This window comes from Bacillus safensis (assembly GCF_039619585.1).
Lineage (GTDB): Bacteria > Bacillota > Bacilli > Bacillales > Bacillaceae > Bacillus > Bacillus safensis.
Genome location: NZ_CP154909.1, coordinates 1058386 through 1074951, shown reverse-complemented (window position 1 = coordinate 1074951; position 16566 = coordinate 1058386). Strand labels below are relative to the sequence as shown.

The 16566-nt window shown below is 41.9% G+C and carries 16 protein-coding genes and 1 pseudogene; 4 read left to right on the top strand and 13 right to left on the bottom strand.

The window, feature by feature from the left end; all coding sequences use genetic code 11:
- Nucleotides 1-55: 55 nt before the first annotated feature.
- From argF to AAYR28_RS05320, 11 genes and pseudogenes are all read right to left on the bottom strand, one after another.
- The gene (gene argF / locus AAYR28_RS05370; RefSeq protein WP_342496067.1) at nt 56-1006 is read right to left on the bottom strand and encodes an ornithine carbamoyltransferase; all 951 of its coding nucleotides are present in this window, start codon (nt 1004-1006) and stop codon (nt 56-58) included.
- On the bottom strand, nt 1003-4083 hold the full coding sequence (locus AAYR28_RS05365; RefSeq protein ID WP_342496066.1) for a carbamoyl phosphate synthase large subunit: 3081 nt from the start codon (nt 4081-4083) through the stop codon (nt 1003-1005). The genes argF and AAYR28_RS05365 overlap by 4 nt, the downstream gene beginning before the upstream one ends.
- Nucleotides 4076-5137, bottom strand: a complete 1062-nt coding sequence (locus tag AAYR28_RS05360; RefSeq protein ID WP_024425061.1) for a carbamoyl phosphate synthase small subunit — start codon at nt 5135-5137, stop codon at nt 4076-4078. Before AAYR28_RS05360 ends, AAYR28_RS05365 begins: the two co-directional genes overlap by 8 nt.
- A 71-nt stretch (nt 5138-5208) precedes the next feature.
- Nucleotides 5209-6360 carry an acetylornithine transaminase gene (locus AAYR28_RS05355; RefSeq protein WP_120207310.1) on the bottom strand — a complete coding sequence of 384 codons (1152 nt, stop codon included), beginning with the start codon at nt 6358-6360 and terminating at the stop codon, nt 5209-5211.
- Nucleotides 6357-7133: an acetylglutamate kinase gene (gene argB / locus AAYR28_RS05350; protein WP_025093396.1), complete on the bottom strand. Its 777-nt coding sequence runs from the start codon at nt 7131-7133 to the stop codon at nt 6357-6359. The genes AAYR28_RS05355 and argB overlap by 4 nt, the downstream gene beginning before the upstream one ends.
- Before the next feature lie 14 nt (nt 7134-7147).
- Nucleotides 7148-8368 carry a bifunctional ornithine acetyltransferase/N-acetylglutamate synthase gene (argJ, locus tag AAYR28_RS05345; RefSeq protein ID WP_120207312.1) on the bottom strand — a complete coding sequence of 407 codons (1221 nt, stop codon included), beginning with the start codon at nt 8366-8368 and terminating at the stop codon, nt 7148-7150.
- Between the two features lie 22 nt (nt 8369-8390).
- Nucleotides 8391-9428 carry an N-acetyl-gamma-glutamyl-phosphate reductase gene (gene argC, locus AAYR28_RS05340; RefSeq protein WP_183002008.1) on the bottom strand — a complete coding sequence of 346 codons (1038 nt, stop codon included), beginning with the start codon at nt 9426-9428 and terminating at the stop codon, nt 8391-8393.
- A gap of 137 nt (nt 9429-9565) precedes the next feature.
- Nucleotides 9566-10114 carry an MFS transporter gene (locus AAYR28_RS05335; protein WP_061109662.1) on the bottom strand — a complete coding sequence of 183 codons (549 nt, stop codon included), beginning with the start codon at nt 10112-10114 and terminating at the stop codon, nt 9566-9568.
- Nucleotides 10111-11556: an FAD-binding oxidoreductase gene (locus tag AAYR28_RS05330; protein ID WP_065214219.1), complete on the bottom strand. Its 1446-nt coding sequence runs from the start codon at nt 11554-11556 to the stop codon at nt 10111-10113. Before AAYR28_RS05330 ends, AAYR28_RS05335 begins: the two co-directional genes overlap by 4 nt.
- Before the next feature lie 123 nt (nt 11557-11679).
- Nucleotides 11680-11988 carry a metal-sulfur cluster assembly factor gene (locus AAYR28_RS05325; protein ID WP_024425066.1) on the bottom strand — a complete coding sequence of 103 codons (309 nt, stop codon included), beginning with the start codon at nt 11986-11988 and terminating at the stop codon, nt 11680-11682.
- A 46-nt stretch (nt 11989-12034) separates the two neighbouring features.
- Nucleotides 12035-12820 (bottom strand): annotated as a pseudogene (locus AAYR28_RS05320) (alpha/beta fold hydrolase).
- 137 nt (nt 12821-12957) lie between these two features.
- On the opposite strand from AAYR28_RS05320, the gene AAYR28_RS05315 reads away from it, so the two are divergent.
- The 3 genes from AAYR28_RS05315 to AAYR28_RS05305 all read left to right on the top strand — a co-directional run bounded on the left by AAYR28_RS05315 (nt 12958) and on the right by AAYR28_RS05305 (nt 14196).
- Nucleotides 12958-13770, top strand: a complete 813-nt coding sequence (locus AAYR28_RS05315) for a Cof-type HAD-IIB family hydrolase (protein ID WP_024425068.1) — start codon at nt 12958-12960, stop codon at nt 13768-13770.
- Between the two features lie 88 nt (nt 13771-13858).
- The gene (locus AAYR28_RS05310; RefSeq protein ID WP_024425069.1) at nt 13859-14008 is read left to right on the top strand and encodes a hypothetical protein; all 150 of its coding nucleotides are present in this window, start codon (nt 13859-13861) and stop codon (nt 14006-14008) included.
- Nucleotides 14005-14196, top strand: coding sequence for a DUF3813 domain-containing protein (locus tag AAYR28_RS05305; protein ID WP_024425070.1), 192 nt, complete (start codon nt 14005-14007; stop codon nt 14194-14196). The genes AAYR28_RS05310 and AAYR28_RS05305 overlap by 4 nt, the downstream gene beginning before the upstream one ends.
- Before the next feature lie 50 nt (nt 14197-14246).
- On the opposite strand, the gene AAYR28_RS05300 is transcribed toward AAYR28_RS05305, so the two are convergent.
- Both AAYR28_RS05300 and AAYR28_RS05295 read right to left on the bottom strand, forming a co-directional pair.
- Nucleotides 14247-14702 (bottom strand): BsuPI-related putative proteinase inhibitor, encoded by a 456-nt coding sequence (locus tag AAYR28_RS05300; RefSeq protein WP_120207318.1) that lies wholly within the window; start codon nt 14700-14702, stop codon nt 14247-14249.
- 14 nt (nt 14703-14716) lie between these two features.
- Entirely contained in the window at nt 14717-15559 is an 843-nt protein-coding gene (locus AAYR28_RS05295; protein WP_024425072.1) for a YitT family protein, read from the bottom strand.
- Between the two features lie 139 nt (nt 15560-15698).
- On the opposite strand from AAYR28_RS05295, the gene AAYR28_RS05290 reads away from it, so the two are divergent.
- On the top strand, nt 15699-16550 hold the full coding sequence (locus AAYR28_RS05290) for a DegV family protein (RefSeq protein WP_024425073.1): 852 nt from the start codon (nt 15699-15701) through the stop codon (nt 16548-16550).
- Nucleotides 16551-16566 lie beyond the last annotated feature (16 nt).

The window sequence follows — 16566 nt, the reverse complement described above, 5'->3', positions numbered from 1 at the left end:
TCTCCAATCCTTTATGCAAAAAGTCCCTGCTCATACGAGTCAGGGACACTTGGATTTATTTGGATAGTTGATACATAAGTTCTTTCATTAACGCTTTTTGCACATGCAGGCGGTTTTCTGCCTGTTGAAATACTTTTGAGTGCGGCCCGTCAATAATATCTGCCGTCACTTCTTCCCCGCGATGTGCCGGGAGACAATGAAGGAAAATATAATCCTTTGCTGCATGACTCATCAGTTCGTTATTGACTTGATATTCTTTAAATTCAGCAAGACGTTTCTCTGTTTCTGCTTCCTGCCCCATGCTTGTAAACACATCTGAATAAATAACATCTGCATCTTTTACAGCTGCAACAGGATCTGTTGTCACGGTCACTTCTGCCCCTGATTTTTTTGCAAACTCACGGGCAGTGTCTGTGACTTCTTGAAGTGGTTCATAGCCTTTTGGTGATGCAACCGCAATGTCACAGCCTAGCTGCGCACAGCCGATCATCAAGGAGTGCGCCACGTTATTTCCGTCACCGATATAGGCCACTTTGATTCCTTTTAAAGTACCTTTTGTTTCTTTAATGGTTAATAAATCAGCAAGCGCCTGACATGGATGTGAGTAGTCGGTTAATCCATTAATGACTGGAATAGACGCGTATTGTGCAAGCTCTTCAACCTTCTCATGTTCAAAGGTTCGAATCATAATACCGTCGACATAACCAGACAGCACCTGCGCTGTATCACTGATGGTTTCTCCTCTGCCAATTTGCAAATCATTTGAGCTGAGGAAGAGCGCATGTCCTCCTAGCTGCGTCATCCCCGCTTCAAACGAGACACGGGTTCTAGTTGAAGATTTTTCAAAGATCATCGCTAACGTTTTTCCTTTGAATAAATCTTGATATGGGTTTTGTTTCATTTCTTCCGCTTTTTCAATTAAATATGCAATCTCATGGATTGAGAAATCTTTTAATGATAAAAAGTCTTTTCCGTATAATGCAGGTTGCACGTCGACTTGACTCATGCCGTCACTTCCTTTTTATATAATTCATGGAGCGATACTGGTGATACATCTCCATTTTTTCCTTGCAGGAATGCTTGAACTGTTTCATATTCGGTTAGGACTTGAACGCCGTGTGTGAGTGCTTTTACACGCTGCTCTTTTGCCTCTTCATCTTCTCCTAAATGAATATGAAGGGATTTATTTTCATTCTGCAGCCAAGATTCAAAGCTGCCAGTCCAGACGTCAAAGCCTGCATGCTTCGCTTCATCTATCAATTGCTCGCTGCCTTGTATAAAAAGGCTTCCTTTTTGCTTCCAGATCGGCGCAAATACTTTTTTCAAGGCGCTTTCGGCGTTCTTGCCTACACACATTCCTTCTCCTGTCGCTTTCATTTCAGGTGTCAGCTTGAGGTCGATATCTTGAATGGCATGTGATGAGAACACTGGGAATTTGACCGCTGTCCCCCCTTTGTTTTTCGTTGCAGGGTTTAGTTCTTCAAGCGACGCACCAGCTAATAATTGAGTGGCCATTGGGATCATATCAATGCCCATTACCTTACTGACGACCGGTACAGTCCGGCTTGCCCTCGGATTCACTTCTAATACAAGCGCCTGATCCCCTTTGATGACAAATTGGATATTCATAATGCCCTTGAACGCTAATTTCTTCGCTATTTGTTCAGACGCGGTATGCACCTGCTGTTTGATGTCTTCACTGATTGAGATACTTGGTAAAATGGCAAAGCTGTCACCTGAGTGCACGCCCGCTTTCTCAATATGTTCTACGATGGTTGGAATGAACGCCTTTTTTCCGTCAGAAATAAGATCGACTTCAATTTCTTTTCCAGTGACGTACTCATCAATTAAGATTGGGTATGGCAAATGATCTGGCTGATCAAGCAGTGACGCCAAATGTGCTTCTGACTGAACAACGATCATTCCCATTCCGCCAATGACATACGATGGGCGAATTAATACAGGGTAACCGATGCTTTTCGCATGTACGAGTGCTTCTTCTTTTGAATGAGCCGTATCTCCTTTTGCGTGAGGAAGATTCAGTTCATCAAGAAGCTGATAGAATAAATCACGGTCTTCAAGTGCATCCAGCGTATCAAAGGACGTACCTAACAACGTGACACCGGCTTTTTCCAAGCCTTCTGCGACATTGATTGCAGTCTGTCCGCCAAATTGGACAATGACGAAATCAATTTGTTCTGCTTCCACAACATTTAAAATGTGCTCTAATGTAATCGGCTCAAAATATAAACGATCTGCAATCTCATAATCAGTACTGACTGTTTCTGGATTGTTGTTCATCATGATGGTTTCAAATCCAAGCTTTTGCAAGGTCAGAACGCCATGAACAGCGCTATAATCAAACTCGACCCCCTGCCCGATTCGAATCGGACCAGAGCCAATGATGAGTGCACGTTGCTTTGTTTTTTCTTGATGTTCACCATCGCTTTTGCCGAAGTACGTGGAATAGAAGTAATTCGTTTTAGCATCAAATTCCGCCGCACATGTGTCAACAATTTTAAATGAAGCAGCAATGCCGTATTCTTGACGAAGCTGCCTGATTGACTCTTCCGTGTGACCCGTAAGTAGAGCAATCGTTTCATCAAGGAAACCCTTTTCCTTTATCTTTTTCAAGGTATCTTTTGATAGCGTCCCCTTATGATCTTTCAATTCTTGTTCGAGCGTAATCATATTCTGGAACACATGTAAGAAGAATCGATCAATTTTCGTCGTTTGATGAATCGTTTCAACCGTTTCTTGTCTTGAAAGAAGCTCCATAACAGCGAAAAACCGGCGATCGTCTGGTGTTTTGATGAGTTCAAATAATTGTTCTGTCGATTGCTCTTTCAGTTCTGGAAGGTGGAAGCCCTTCGTTTTAATTTCAAGTGATGCAACTGCTTTTTGAATGGCTGACTCTAAATTCCGATCAATCGCCATGACTTCACCAGTGGCCTTCATTTTTGTGCCTAATTGACGGTCTGCCTGTTTAAATTTATCAAACGGCCAGCGCGGGAATTTCACGACAACATAATCGAGTGCTGGCTCAAAACTAGCATAGGTTGTGCCTGTGAGCGGGTTTTTCAATTCGTCTAGCGTATAACCCACCGCAAGCTTAGCTGCCATTTTCGCAATCGGATAGCCTGTTGCTTTTGATGCAAGAGCGGAAGAACGGCTGACCCGAGGATTCACCTCAATGACAAAGTATTCTTTACTGAGTGGATCAAGGGCAAATTGGATGTTGCAGCCGCCGACTACATCCAGCGCTGAAATGATTTTCAGGCTTGCAGAACGGAGCATTTGGTAATCCTGATCTGTTAATGTTTGGGAAGGTGCTACGACAATCGAGTCTCCTGTATGCACACCAACTGGATCGATATTTTCCATGTTGCATACCGTGATACACGTATTTTGACGGTCTCTCATGACCTCATATTCGACTTCTTTAAAGCCAGCTATGCTTTTTTCAACTAAACACTGGTGAATTGGACTCGCTAAAAGAGCTCCTTCAATGAGCGGCTTAAACGCCTCTTCTGTTAGAGCGATTCCGCCGCCTTTACCGCCAAGTGTGTATGCTGGTCTTAGGATAACCGGGAAGCCGACTTCTTTTGCAAATTGAAGAGCATCTTCCGCATTATCCACAATTTCACTATCTGGCACAGGTTCGTTCAAATGCTTCATGAGAGCACGGAATTTCTCTCGATCTTCACCGTTTTCAATGGTTTCAACTGACGTTCCGAGCAGAGTCACCCCATGCTTTTTCAGCACACCGGCTTTTTCTAACTCGACAGCAAGGTTTAAAGCCGTCTGTCCGCCAAGGTTGGCTAAAAGACCATCTGGTTTTTCCTTTTCAATGATTCTTGTCACTGAATCAACTGAAAGCGGTTCAAAATAGATTTCATCAGCAAATGACTCGTCTGTCATAATGGTTGCTGGGTTATTATTCACTAAGATGACTTTGTAGCCTTCTTCTTTTAAGGCCATACATCCTTGTGTTCCTGAGTAATCAAATTCTGCTGCCTGACCAATGATGATTGGACCAGACCCGATGACTAGAATGGTTTGTATGCTTTGATCTTTAGGCATGTGCGACTTCTCTCCTTGCTTGTTTCACTTTCTCAATAAAATCATCGAATACCCATTCACTTTCAGCAGGCCCTGGGTGTGCTTCTGGATGAAATTGAACTGACATAATCAGCTTTTCTTTATGAATGAATCCTTCTACAGATCCATCATTGACATGAAGGAATTTCACATCCACTTCTTTGTCATTCATGCTTTTTTCATTCACAACATAGCTATGGTTCTGACTTGTCATAAAGACACGTTTGGATTCTGTATCCTGGACAGGATGATTCGCTCCCCTGTGGCCAAATGGCAGCTTATACGTATCTCCGCCAAGTGCAAGAGCGATTAATTGGTGACCTAGGCAGATCCCAAGTGTCGGAAATGACATCATGATGTCATGAATTGTTTTTAAATACGGTGTCATGGTTTTCGGGTCTCCAGGTCCGTTTGACAAGAGGATCGCATCCGGCTTGATCTCAAATACCTTTTCCATTTGTTTATATGGAATGACGGTTACTTTACAGCCACGCGCTGCAAGCGAATCTGCAATTGATTTTTTAAAGCCAAAATCAATGAGCGCCACATGTTCCTCACCGCTGCCTTGTGTGTAAATCTCACTATCTGTCACCTGTGCGACGACATTGTCTTGTTTCATTGCAGGCGGTGTTTCGTTTTCGTCTACACTGAGCACAGCGTTCATCGTTCCATTTGCCCGGATGTTTTGCACAACTGCGCGCGTATCTGTATGTGTCAGAAGCGGGATATTCCACTTTTGTAAATAATCTTTTAAGCTGACCGCTGCAAGATGATGTGAAAAATGCTCTGCTGCCTCGTAAACAACTACCGCTTTTACTTGAGGCTTCTTGCTCTCAAAGTCTTCATGGTTAATGCCGTAATTTCCGATCAGCGGATAAGTGAAAACAATGATCTGACCTTTATAGGAAGGATCTGTGAGCACCTCTTGATAACCTGTCATACCTGTAAAAAAGACCACTTCACCTGTGATGCCAGCTTCTCCTGTCAGATCTCCTTCAAAAGAGGCTCCATCTTCTAAATTTAAATAACCCTTCATGCTTATGTCACCCCAAAATTGAATAATTAATGATATAAATGCATTTTTATACGTTTGTTTGTAAAAAAAATTTACACCGAAACTGTTTTATTGGCTAATACTTGAACAATTGCTTCGATCGCTTGATCCAGCTCTGCTTTCTTCACATTCAGCGGAGGTAATAAACGAATGACATTCGGACCAGCTGGAAGCACCAGCAGCCCTTGTTCTCTAAGAGCTGTGATATAGCCGGCGACTGGCTGATCACATTCAATACCTGCCATCAATCCTTTTCCCCGCACTTCTTTTACGATATTCAGCTGTTTGACATTTTGCAGCTTTTCTAACAGGTAATCACCCTTTTCTTTCACTTCTGAAAGAAACTCTTCTTTGAAAATGACATCGAGTGTCGCATTCACAGCCGCCATGGCAAGCATATTTCCACCAAATGTTGTACCATGTGAACCTGGCGAGAATGCATCTCCTAGAGCTTTTTTCCCTATGACTGCACCAACTGGAAAGCCGCTTCCTAACCCTTTTGCCGAAGAGATAATATCAGGGTCAAGACACGTCTCTTCGTACGCAAATGCTGTTCCTGTTCGACCGATGCCGGTTTGGATTTCATCTACAATCAGCAGTGCTTCATGCTTTTTGCAAAATGCTTGAACGGCTTCTAGAAATTCTGGTGTCGCTGGATTCACTCCACCTTCACCTTGCACAACCTCCAGCATCACCGCTGCCACATCATCGACTTCACACGCTGACATAGCGTCTGGATCATTAAACGGTACGTAGTGAAAGCCTTCTAGCATAGGGCCAAAGCCAGTTTTGATTTTATCTTGGCCTGTCGCAGCCATACCAGCATACGTGCGCCCATGGAAAGAGTGCAAAAATGTAATGATATTTGTTTTCCCTGTCGCTTTACGTGCTAATTTAATGGCACCTTCATTTGCCTCTGCCCCGCTATTGCAGAAAAACACGAGATCCCCTGAACTGTTTTCTGCCAGCTTTTCTGCTGCTTTTTCTTGCAGTCCATTTTCAAATAGATTTGATACATGCCAGACGTGGTCAAGCTGTTCCTTAATGGCTTCATTGACCTTTGGGTGATTGTGGCCTAAATTTGTAACCGCAATGCCTTGTATAAAGTCTAAATATTTTTTTCCATTTGTATCGACTGCCCAAGAACCTGCAGCCTCTTTAATTTCAACATTCCACCGACCATAAGTTTGAAAGAGATGACTCACAGGACCGCCTCCTTTTGTTTCACAATTCTTGTTCCTTTAAAGGTTTCTCCTGTAAAGATACTGCCTTTGCCATTTACGATCATCACTTCATCCACATCACCTGATAAAGCACTCAATGCGGATTGTACTTTTGGAATCATTCCCCCGGAAATAATGCCTTCATCAATGAGTGAAAGGGCTTCTTGTTCGGTGACGACATCTAATAGTTCACCATTTTTTAAAATGCCTTCAACATCTGTGACAAACATAAGCTTATCAGCCTTCATGGCTCCGGCGACAGCTGATGCTGCTAAATCGGCATTCACATTTAAGGTTTGGCATTCTTCCGTCATAGACAGCGGCGCAATCACAGGAATGAATTGTTTTTCCATGAGTGCTTCTGCCATCTCTGGATGAACTTCTTTGATTTCGCCAACGTACCCGTAAACGTCTTGATCTAGGAAATCGGCGACAAGCATCTGCCCATCTTTACCGGATACGCCGACAGATGAAATATCATGCTTTGCGAGCTCTGACACAAAGTATTTATTGACCGTTCCCGAAAGAACCATTTCGGCTACCTCTAACACAGGCTTCGTTGTTTTACGCTGCCCGTCAACAAATTCTGTTTTCACTTCTAATTTTTGCAGCATGTCGGTGATTTCAGGTCCTCCGCCATGCACGATAGCCAGTTTAAATCCAGCGGCTTGAAGTGAGCGGACATTTTCATAAAAGGTATCTGAAAGTTCTCGAATGACACTGCCTCCACACTTGAACACGATCGTTTTATTCATGTCTATCTCCTTCTTTATGTGCGATAGCTCGCGTTAATTTTCACATAATCATAGGTAAGGTCACAGCCCCATGCTGCTGCTTCACCATTCCCCTCACTCATTTGAATGAAAATCGTAATCTCATCCTTTTCTAGATATGCTTTTGCTTCCTCTTCTGAGAATGGCTGCGGTTCATTGCGTTTGAACAAACATTGTCCGCCTAAATAGACTTCTACCTCTTCCGGTGTGACGGATGCTGCGCTATGACCAATGGCTCCAACGATTCGTCCCCAATTGGCATCCGTACCATATACGGCGGTTTTAACAAGACTTGAACCAACGATTTTTTTCGCAATGATGCCGGCTTCCAAGTTATTTTTAGCACCAGCGACTTTTGCTTCAATTAATTTGGTTGCGCCTTCTCCATCTCTCGCAATCTCTTTGGCTAAATCCTCGCAAGCTAGTTTTAATCCTTCTTTAAACAATGGCCATTCTGGATGCTCTTCATTGAGTACATCGTTTTGTGCCATGCCATTTGCCATCACAAGCACCATATCGTTTGTCGAAGTTTCTCCGTCGACGGTAATTTGATTAAAGGTCACATCCGTAATGTCACGAAGCGCTTGCTGTAAGGCTTCCTGTTCAACATTTGCATCTGTTGTGACAAAGCCAAGCATTGTCGCCATGTTCGGGTGAATCATGCCAGAGCCTTTTGCTGCTCCTGAAATGATAATCTCTTTTTCGTCTATCGTAAGAGTGTATGCTGTATTTTTAATGACAGTATCTGTCGTTAAGATCGCTTCTTCAAAATGGCCTTTTTCGGCTTTTGCTTCTTTTAAATCGGCGATGCCCTTTTTGATTTTATCCATCTCCAGACATTCCCCAATGACACCAGTAGAAGAAACAGCAATGTAATCAGGTGCTACACCTAACATATCTGCACAGGCTGCCTGCATGTCGTATGCGTCTTTTAATCCCTGCTCACCAGTACATGCATTGGCGATAGCACTATTGACAATGACACCTTTTAATTTTCCTGTCTTTTTTAAGCTTTGTTGTGTGACTTTGAGAGGCGCAGCTTGAAAGTGACTTTGTGTGTAGACCGCTGCACTTGCTGCTGGTACTTCGCTGACGATGAGGCCAAGGTCTTTTTTTGAATAGCGCAAGCCAATGTGAATCCCCTTCGCTTCAAAGCCTTTTGGTGATGATACGTCACCGTCTATTTTGACAATGCTTTTTTCATTCAATTCGATCATGTTTGTTGTCTCCCCTGTTCTCTTATGGATAAAGAGGTGTCATTGTGAGGCCCGCCTCTTCATGTAAGCCTTTGATGATGTTGAAGTTTTGAACCGCTTGGCCGGCCGCGCCTTTCATGAGATTGTCTATGACCGACACGATTGTCAGTCTCCCTGTTCGCTCATCTAAATGAAAGCCAATATCACAGAAGTTACTGCCGTATACTTCTTTCGTTTGTGGATAAACGCCGTGATCTCTCACTCTGACAAAACAGGAATCTTCATAAAAGTCTTTCATTCGCTTCATCAATTCTTCTTTTGTGGCATCTGTTTTTAATTGTGTATACATCGTCGCCATAATCCCTCTTGTCATCGGGACAAGATGCGTAGAAAATGTGACGTTCGCCGTCTGCGGATTCCATTCTCTTAATATTTGCTCTATTTCTGGCGTATGCTGATGCTCATTCACCTTATAAATTTTAAAGTTATCGTTTAGTTCTGAAAAATGCGTGCCAAGTGAGGCAGATCGTCCGGCACCGGACACCCCTGTTTTTGCATCTATTATAATCATGGATTCATCGATGACATTCTGTTTGATGAGCGGTGCTAAACCGAGAAGAACTGCGGTAGGAAAGCAGCCCGGATTGGCAATCACTTCAGCCTGTTGAATTTTGTCACGATTCAGTTCGGATAACCCGTACACCGCTTGTTGGACAGATACTGCATCCGCTGCCCTTCGTTTATACCAAGCTTCATAGGTTGCTCCATCTCGAATGCGCAAATCACCTGATAAATCAATGATCGGCACTCCTTGATTCATAAGCTTTGGTGTCAGTTCACTAGATACGCCTGCTGGTGTCGCTAAAAACACAGCATCTGTCTCTTGCACAATGGCAGCCGGGTCAATGGCTTTTAATGTTTGGTCGGTCATGTTTGTCAGATGCGGATAAGATTGACTGTATGATTGCCCATCACCACTTGATGAATACAATATACATTCCTCCACATGCGGGTGATGCTTGAAGATACGAACCAATTCCGCACCACCGTACCCTGTAGCACCTATAATACCTATTTTCAACGTCAATACACCCTCTTGATCTTTGTGAAATTATTTAACATTATAACATGTATAAAAATTAATTCAATTGTATATTTAATATTTGTTTTCATTTTTTTTCAACAAAAAAACCGCATATCTTCATGAGACATGCGGATTTATCTTTCATTTTTGATATAGAGGACCATGAGTGCACTGCATAAATATAATATGGAGCTTGCATAAAAAATGAAGTAAACGGTAAAGAAATCAGCAAACAGGCCGCCAAGCATAATGGCAATGGATGAAAATAGGGCTGTCCAAAAATGATAGTGACCGACTTCTTTCATTCTTTTGTTCTCTGTTGTCAGATCAGTGACAAGCAGTTTCTCCCCATGTTTTTGAAAGCCGCCCAGCGCACCAAGTGCAAGCTGAATGATATACACTTGCTCCACTTCTGTTATATGCGGAAAAAGCAGCAAAAGAAACGCCATACCGAACGAATGAATGATTAAAAAGAGCCGCCTGTCGGTGGTTTCCGGCAGTTTTCCTAAAAGTAAATGAATAAACGCACCGCTTAAACCAAACAGACCATAGGCGAGTCCAAACTGTGAATAGCTTGATCCAACATTTTTAATAAAAAGAATGTAAAAGGGGAATATCAAACTGCTGGCGAAAAACAGCAGACTTTGAGAGTAGACGAACCATTTCATTGCTTTTGCATTCATTGTGTATTGTACCTCTCATAAAAGTAGTTGGTAAACGTGCCATCTGGATCTGCTTGTTTTTTCTTTTGGAAAAATACATCGGTTTTAGGATAAGCCCGCTTCATTTGCGCCTTCGTTTGATACGGCATGTACGGTAAGTAATAGCTTCCATCGTGCCGCAGCGTGATATCTGTCATTTTTCGAATGATCCGCTCTGCTTCCGCCTTCTCTTCTTTTTCGAACCCGTAATTCACTAAAAGCACAAGGGCAAACATATCTTGTTTCGCATATGAGAGATCCGCTTTTTCATTTTTTTGAACGTAGCGGATTGTGATATTCATTAGATTCAAATCTTCCTGTTGTAAAAAGGCTCTCATGTCATCGATGTACGCACGAAAACGGTCAACTGGGACGAAATATTCCTGCAGCACATCTGTGTCTGACTCATTTTCATATTCCAAAAAGGCAGAATCAGAACGCATCACATTGTTTCTTGTGATCAACTGATCATTTTGACTTAGGAAATACTTCTTTTGCAAATTCCAGAGCAGATCTTTCCCCATATCAAATCTCCTTGAAAGGCCGAGCATAAATTTCAATGGCATAACGAGTTGATCTTCTTTCAGCTCTTGATATGATTCGTTTTTTTGATCTGAAGAGAGGGAATAATTCGTCACATACATTTCTTTCAAAAAGTTTGTTTTTGCTGTTGAGATTCTGGCAAGATGCATGCGTACTTCTTTATTGTGTTTGACATGCTTTTGAAAATAATCCGTATACTCATCGTAATCTAGAGAGGTTGTCTCCATTTTATATAATTCATCTTTTGTTAAAGAAAGATCAGCATCTAAAATGACACCGAACAATCCGTATCCCCCAATGACCGCAGAAAACAAATCATCACCTGGCTTTACTGTGACAATCTCACCATTTGCTTTTAACAGCCTAAAGGAACGTACCGTATCAATGAGTGACCCGTAGCGAATGTCACGTCCATGTGCATTTGCACTTAAAGATCCGCCAATTGTAAAGATATTCTGCGATTGCATCACCTTCACAGCTAGGCCATATGGATTCACATATTTTTGTATATCATCCCATGTAGCACCGCTTTGAACCCGAATCGTTTTCTTTTTTGGATCAAACGCTAAAATCTGGCGGAATTCCGTCATATCGAGCACGATGCCGTTTTCATAATATGTGTGGCCGCCCATGCTATGCTGTTTGCCGGCAATAGAAATCGGCAGGTGTTTAGCTTTTGCTTCTTTCAATACTTCTTTTAACGTGTCTATCTCTTTCCCTTGAACAACTTTTTTGATTTTGACAGGCATGAGATGACTGACATCAGTAAAAGCCTCAAGATCCTTTTTTTTGTGTACTTGGCCTTCTCGTATAGTGATTGATATAAGAAATGCAGCAGCATATACGATCAAAAGAACGATCCATAGCCATTTTTGTTTCATGATAGGTACTCCGTTCTATAAAATTACATCCATTATATCAAGCTACTCTCTTCCTCCACCTTAATTTTTCATAAAAAAACCTGGCATGAGTTTAACTCATACCAGGCATTTTTCATTTTGTGCTTATTGAATACCGAGCGCGATTTTTGCGTATCTTGACATTTTGTCTCGTGTCCAAGGGGGATTCCATACGATGTGAACTTCTGTTTCTTTTACTTCTGGAAGATCACTTAATGCTTTTTTGACTTCGTCTACGATAATTGGTGCAAGAGGACACCCCATTGATGTTAAGGTCATGGTGATATCCGCTTTTCCATTCTCATCAAGATCGACATCATAGACAAGTCCAAGGTTGACGATGTCGACATTCAGCTCAGGGTCAATCACCTGTTCTAGGGCGCCTAAAATATTTTCTTTCAATGCTTCATCCATGATATCCACTCCTTTTTCCATTAGTATAACGTACTTTTTCTTATGACTAAACGTTTGTGCTTTTCAGATGTGTCTCAAACCAGTCAATTGTTTCGAACATCGCTTGTCTTGAGACCTTATGTCCAGCTTGTCCATCAGTGATAAAACGAATCAGATGCGGATCCTGCTTATATTGTGTGGCTACTAACTCATCATATAGAGTTTTTGCGTGCCGGTAAGGGACGACAGGATCGTTTTCTGCATGCCAGAATAACAGCGGTCTTTTGTTTAATCGATCCGTTTGCAGCGTTAAATCATATGGGCGCAGGGCGTCTAATTGCAGATGAACCTCTTCGTCTGTAATGTCTTTCATCAACCCTTTGTGACGCATGTCCATGATTTGTGCTTTTAGAAATGTCGTATAGTTTGGACTTCCCATCAAGCTGACAGCGGCTTTGACCCAATCATGCTTGGCAAGTGCACCAAAGGTGGTGATGCCGCCCATGGATGTACCCGCAACGCCTATCAGATCGGCTTCAATCAATTGTTTTTCTTGAAAGTATGTTTTGAGTATATCGATTTCACGAATTTCGTTCAGGACAATTTACCAGAACTTTGATGCCAGTTCCTCTAAGCTGAGGTTTTCTGATCTTACACCATGATAAGCACAGTCAGGTAAAATGACTCTCATGCCTTTTTCCGCCAAATGGAAGGCAAAGTGTAAATTATGCTCACGTGCACTTGTAAATCCGTGAATAAAAAATACAAGCGGCAGCGGTTTGTCTTTATTTTCAGCTTTTACGATATGTAAAAATGGAATATCGCGCGTAATTTGCTCATCAATGGTGATCACAGCCTATGAATCCTCCTTTATCATTCCCGTCTTTGTTTATTTTAACATGTAGACAACAAAGATGTGATAAAGATACACTATAGAAAGAGGCGCTAGCATGAATTGCCTCCTATCACTTACAGATCAAAGGAGATTTTATGGAGACTAAACCTTATCTAATCGCACTTGACCTGGATGGCACATTATTAAAAGATGATAAAACCATTTCTGCGCATACACTTGACGTCATTCAAAAAGTGAGAGACAGCGGGCATCACGTCTGTATATCAACAGGCCGGCCATTTCGTTCCAGCTCTCCTTATTATCAGCAATTACAGCTTGATTCACCCATTGTGAATTTTAACGGAGCGTTTGTCCATCATCCTCTTGATGAAAAATGGGGCAGATTTCATACGTCACTTGATCTTCAAGTAGTCAAACAGCTTGTAGACATTAGTGAAGAATATAAAGTGCATAATGTCTTAGCTGAAGTGTTAGACGATTTGTATTTCCATTATCATGATGAAAAACTCATTGATATCTTTAATATGAATGCAAACAAAGTCACTGTTGGAGACCTTAGGGACAACCTTGGAGAGAATGTGACGAGCGTGTTAATTCATGCAAAAGAAGAGGACGTCGGAGCCATTCGAAGCTATTTATCAGATGTTCATGCAGAAGTGATTGATCACAGGCGCTGGGCTGCCCCGTGGCACGTGATTGAAATCATTAAAACAGGCATGAACAAAGCCGTTGGACTGCAAAAGATCAGTGATTATTACGGTGTTCCTAAGGAGCGGATTGTGGCATTCGGAGATGAAGACAATGATTTAGAAATGCTTGAATTTGCTGGATGCGGTGTAGCAATGGGCAACGGAATTGATGCCGTGAAACGTGTCTCAAATGAAGTCACTGATACAAATGAACAAGACGGGATTGCAAAGTTTCTAACGAATTACTTCTCGCTTTAATTTTTCCATTCATACATAGCAGATGGAAGCGGGCATACTACCGTTAGACAGGTTGTCCTGTCAGCTTGTGTAAAGGGGCGGATTCCGAATGGGTAAAAGAAGCAAATCGAAACGCTTTATACAACAAGGTAAAGATTCAGTCAGTCTTCATGACGCACGTTTTCCTTATCGTTCGACACTTGAAGAAGCGTCAGACAGAGGGAATATGAAGACTGATGCTTCTGGAGGTTCATTGTGAGAAACGAACTTTTTGATCAAGCCAAATCGTTTACTGAAGAAGCTCTTACTTCTTCATTTTCATCTGGGTTAGAGCGTCAGCAGGCAGTCAAGCGAGCGAAAAATGCCGTTTCCTCTGCATTTGCCAATTCGACAGATGCAGAAAGAAACCAGCTGCATACCTTCCAAGACTTGCTCGATGATCTCTAACATAAAAAAGCTGTTCACCTAATGTGGACAGCTTTTTCTGATACCCTCGCTTATTTGACTTGGAATGTTTTCTTCTCCGTGATTTGTTTCAGCCCTTCTGCTTTTCCTTTAAACGTTACGACTGCTTCGTATGTTCCGGGCTTTACACCGTTTGACCATGTATCTTGAAAATCATAGGCCTCGCCTTTTTTCAGCACAAAAGTTTGGATGACCTGTGTGAACATACGGTCTTTCGAATAGCGGTATTGTTCATTCCCGTTTTCGTCATACACACTAAGCTCGAATTTTTGGCTTGTGTTAAAAGTAAATTCAAAATCTCGATCTGATTCATTTTTCAGTGACATGTTAAATTGAACTGAAGAACCTTTCTGGACGGGGTCTACTGTGAGCTCAACCGTTTTTTCTCCCATTTGACCGGATACCTCCTTGTCTGGTTCATCCTTTTTTTGTTGTCCACAAGCGGCTAAAACCAATAGAATGAGAAGAAGCACAAACCCTTTTTTCATCTGCTACCCACCTTTTAATCTCGTCTGAAAAATCCAAGAATATTGGTTGTCTGCACAATATTTGTAAAGGCTTTTGGATCGACTTCTTTAATAATTTGTTCAAGTTCATAAAGCTCATACCTTGTAATAACGATCACCATCATTTCCTTTTGCTCGTTGGTGAATGCGCCTTTTGCAGGTACAGTCGTAATGCCTCTGACCATTTTTCCGTAAATGGCTTCTTTGATTTCATCTGCTTTCTTCGTGACAATCATCGCGGTCAGCTTCTCATGTCTTGTATGGATGGCATCAATGACCCTTGTGGTCACATATAATGTGACAAGGGTATATAATGCTTTCTCCCAACCTTGTAATAATCCTGCTGTAAAAATGATGATTCCATTTAAAATGAAGAAATACGTGCCAACTGGTTTATCCTTCCACTTCGCTAAAACCATAGCAACAATGTCGAGTCCGCCTGTCGATGCCCCGTATTTGAGCGTAATCCCAATCCCTACTGCGGATATGACACCGCCAAACACAGCATTTAATAAAATATCGTGGGAAACACTCGTTTCTGGTAAAATGCCAAGGAAAATGGTCGTCAGTGCAACACTGATGATGCTGTACAAAGTAAAGGAACGGCCAACTTTCATCCAGCCTAAAATGCCGACTGGAATGTTTAAAATAAATAATAGAATCCCTGTTGATACATAAAATGGCGCATATTGATCGATTAAGCTGGATAACAGCTGGGCTACCCCTGTAAAACCGCTTGCATATACGTCAGCTGGGATTAAAAATAAATTCAGTCCAATCGCATTGAGTAATGCACCAATAACGACGACAATGAGTTTTTTTGCTTCTCCAATGAACATGTTGTCATTCCTCCACTTACCATTCTCTCTATGGTTTTCCCTAAAATTTAGAATTTGAACACGAAAAGATGATTTCTATGATATAGTTAGGCTAAAAAGATGTAAAATATGGCTTATTTTTTAGAAAGAAGGGATTTATATGACTGTTCATATCATAGCAGACAGTGCTGCTGATCTGCCTCTTTCTTATTATGATGAACATAACATAACGCTCATTCCGCTCCGCGTATTGCTTGGCGAGCAGGAATTTGAGGATTTGATCACCATTGAACCAAAACAAGTATTTGATGCGATGAGACAAGGAGCCAGTCCAAAAACGTCACAGGCTTCACCAAACCGGATCAAGGAAACCTTTGTTTCTGCCGCTCAAACCCATACATCTGCTATCTATGTCGCTTTTTCATCAGAGCTTTCAGGTACATACCAGACAGCTGTGATGATGGCAAACGAAGTGAAGGAAGAATACCCTGATTTTGATTTACGAATCATTGATTCTAAATGCGCTTCACTCGGCTATGGGCTTGCTGTCAAACACGCTCAATCACTTGCCATTGACGGAAATACAATACAAGAAATTGAAACGTCTGTAAAGCATTTTTGTGAATCTTTACAACATATTTTTACTGTAGACGATTTATCGTATTTAGCAAGGGGCGGAAGAATCAGTAAAGCGTCCGCATTTGTTGGCGGTTTGTTAAGTATTAAGCCCATTTTACATGTCGAAGATGGAAAACTCATCCCGCTTGAAAAAATCCGCGGACGTAAAAAACTGCTGAAACGCATTATTGAACTAATGAAAGAACGCGGAACGGATTGGTCGAACCAAACGGTCGGTATTAGTCATGGTGATGATCCTGCACTGGCGGAAGACATGAAACAGCTGATCGAAGCCGAATTTCATCCAAAGGAAATTGATATTCAAATCATCGGTGCCGCTGTTGGGTCCCATTCAGGGCCTAGCACGCTTGCGATCTTTTTTACAGGCAAATGATCATAAAAAGCACCCT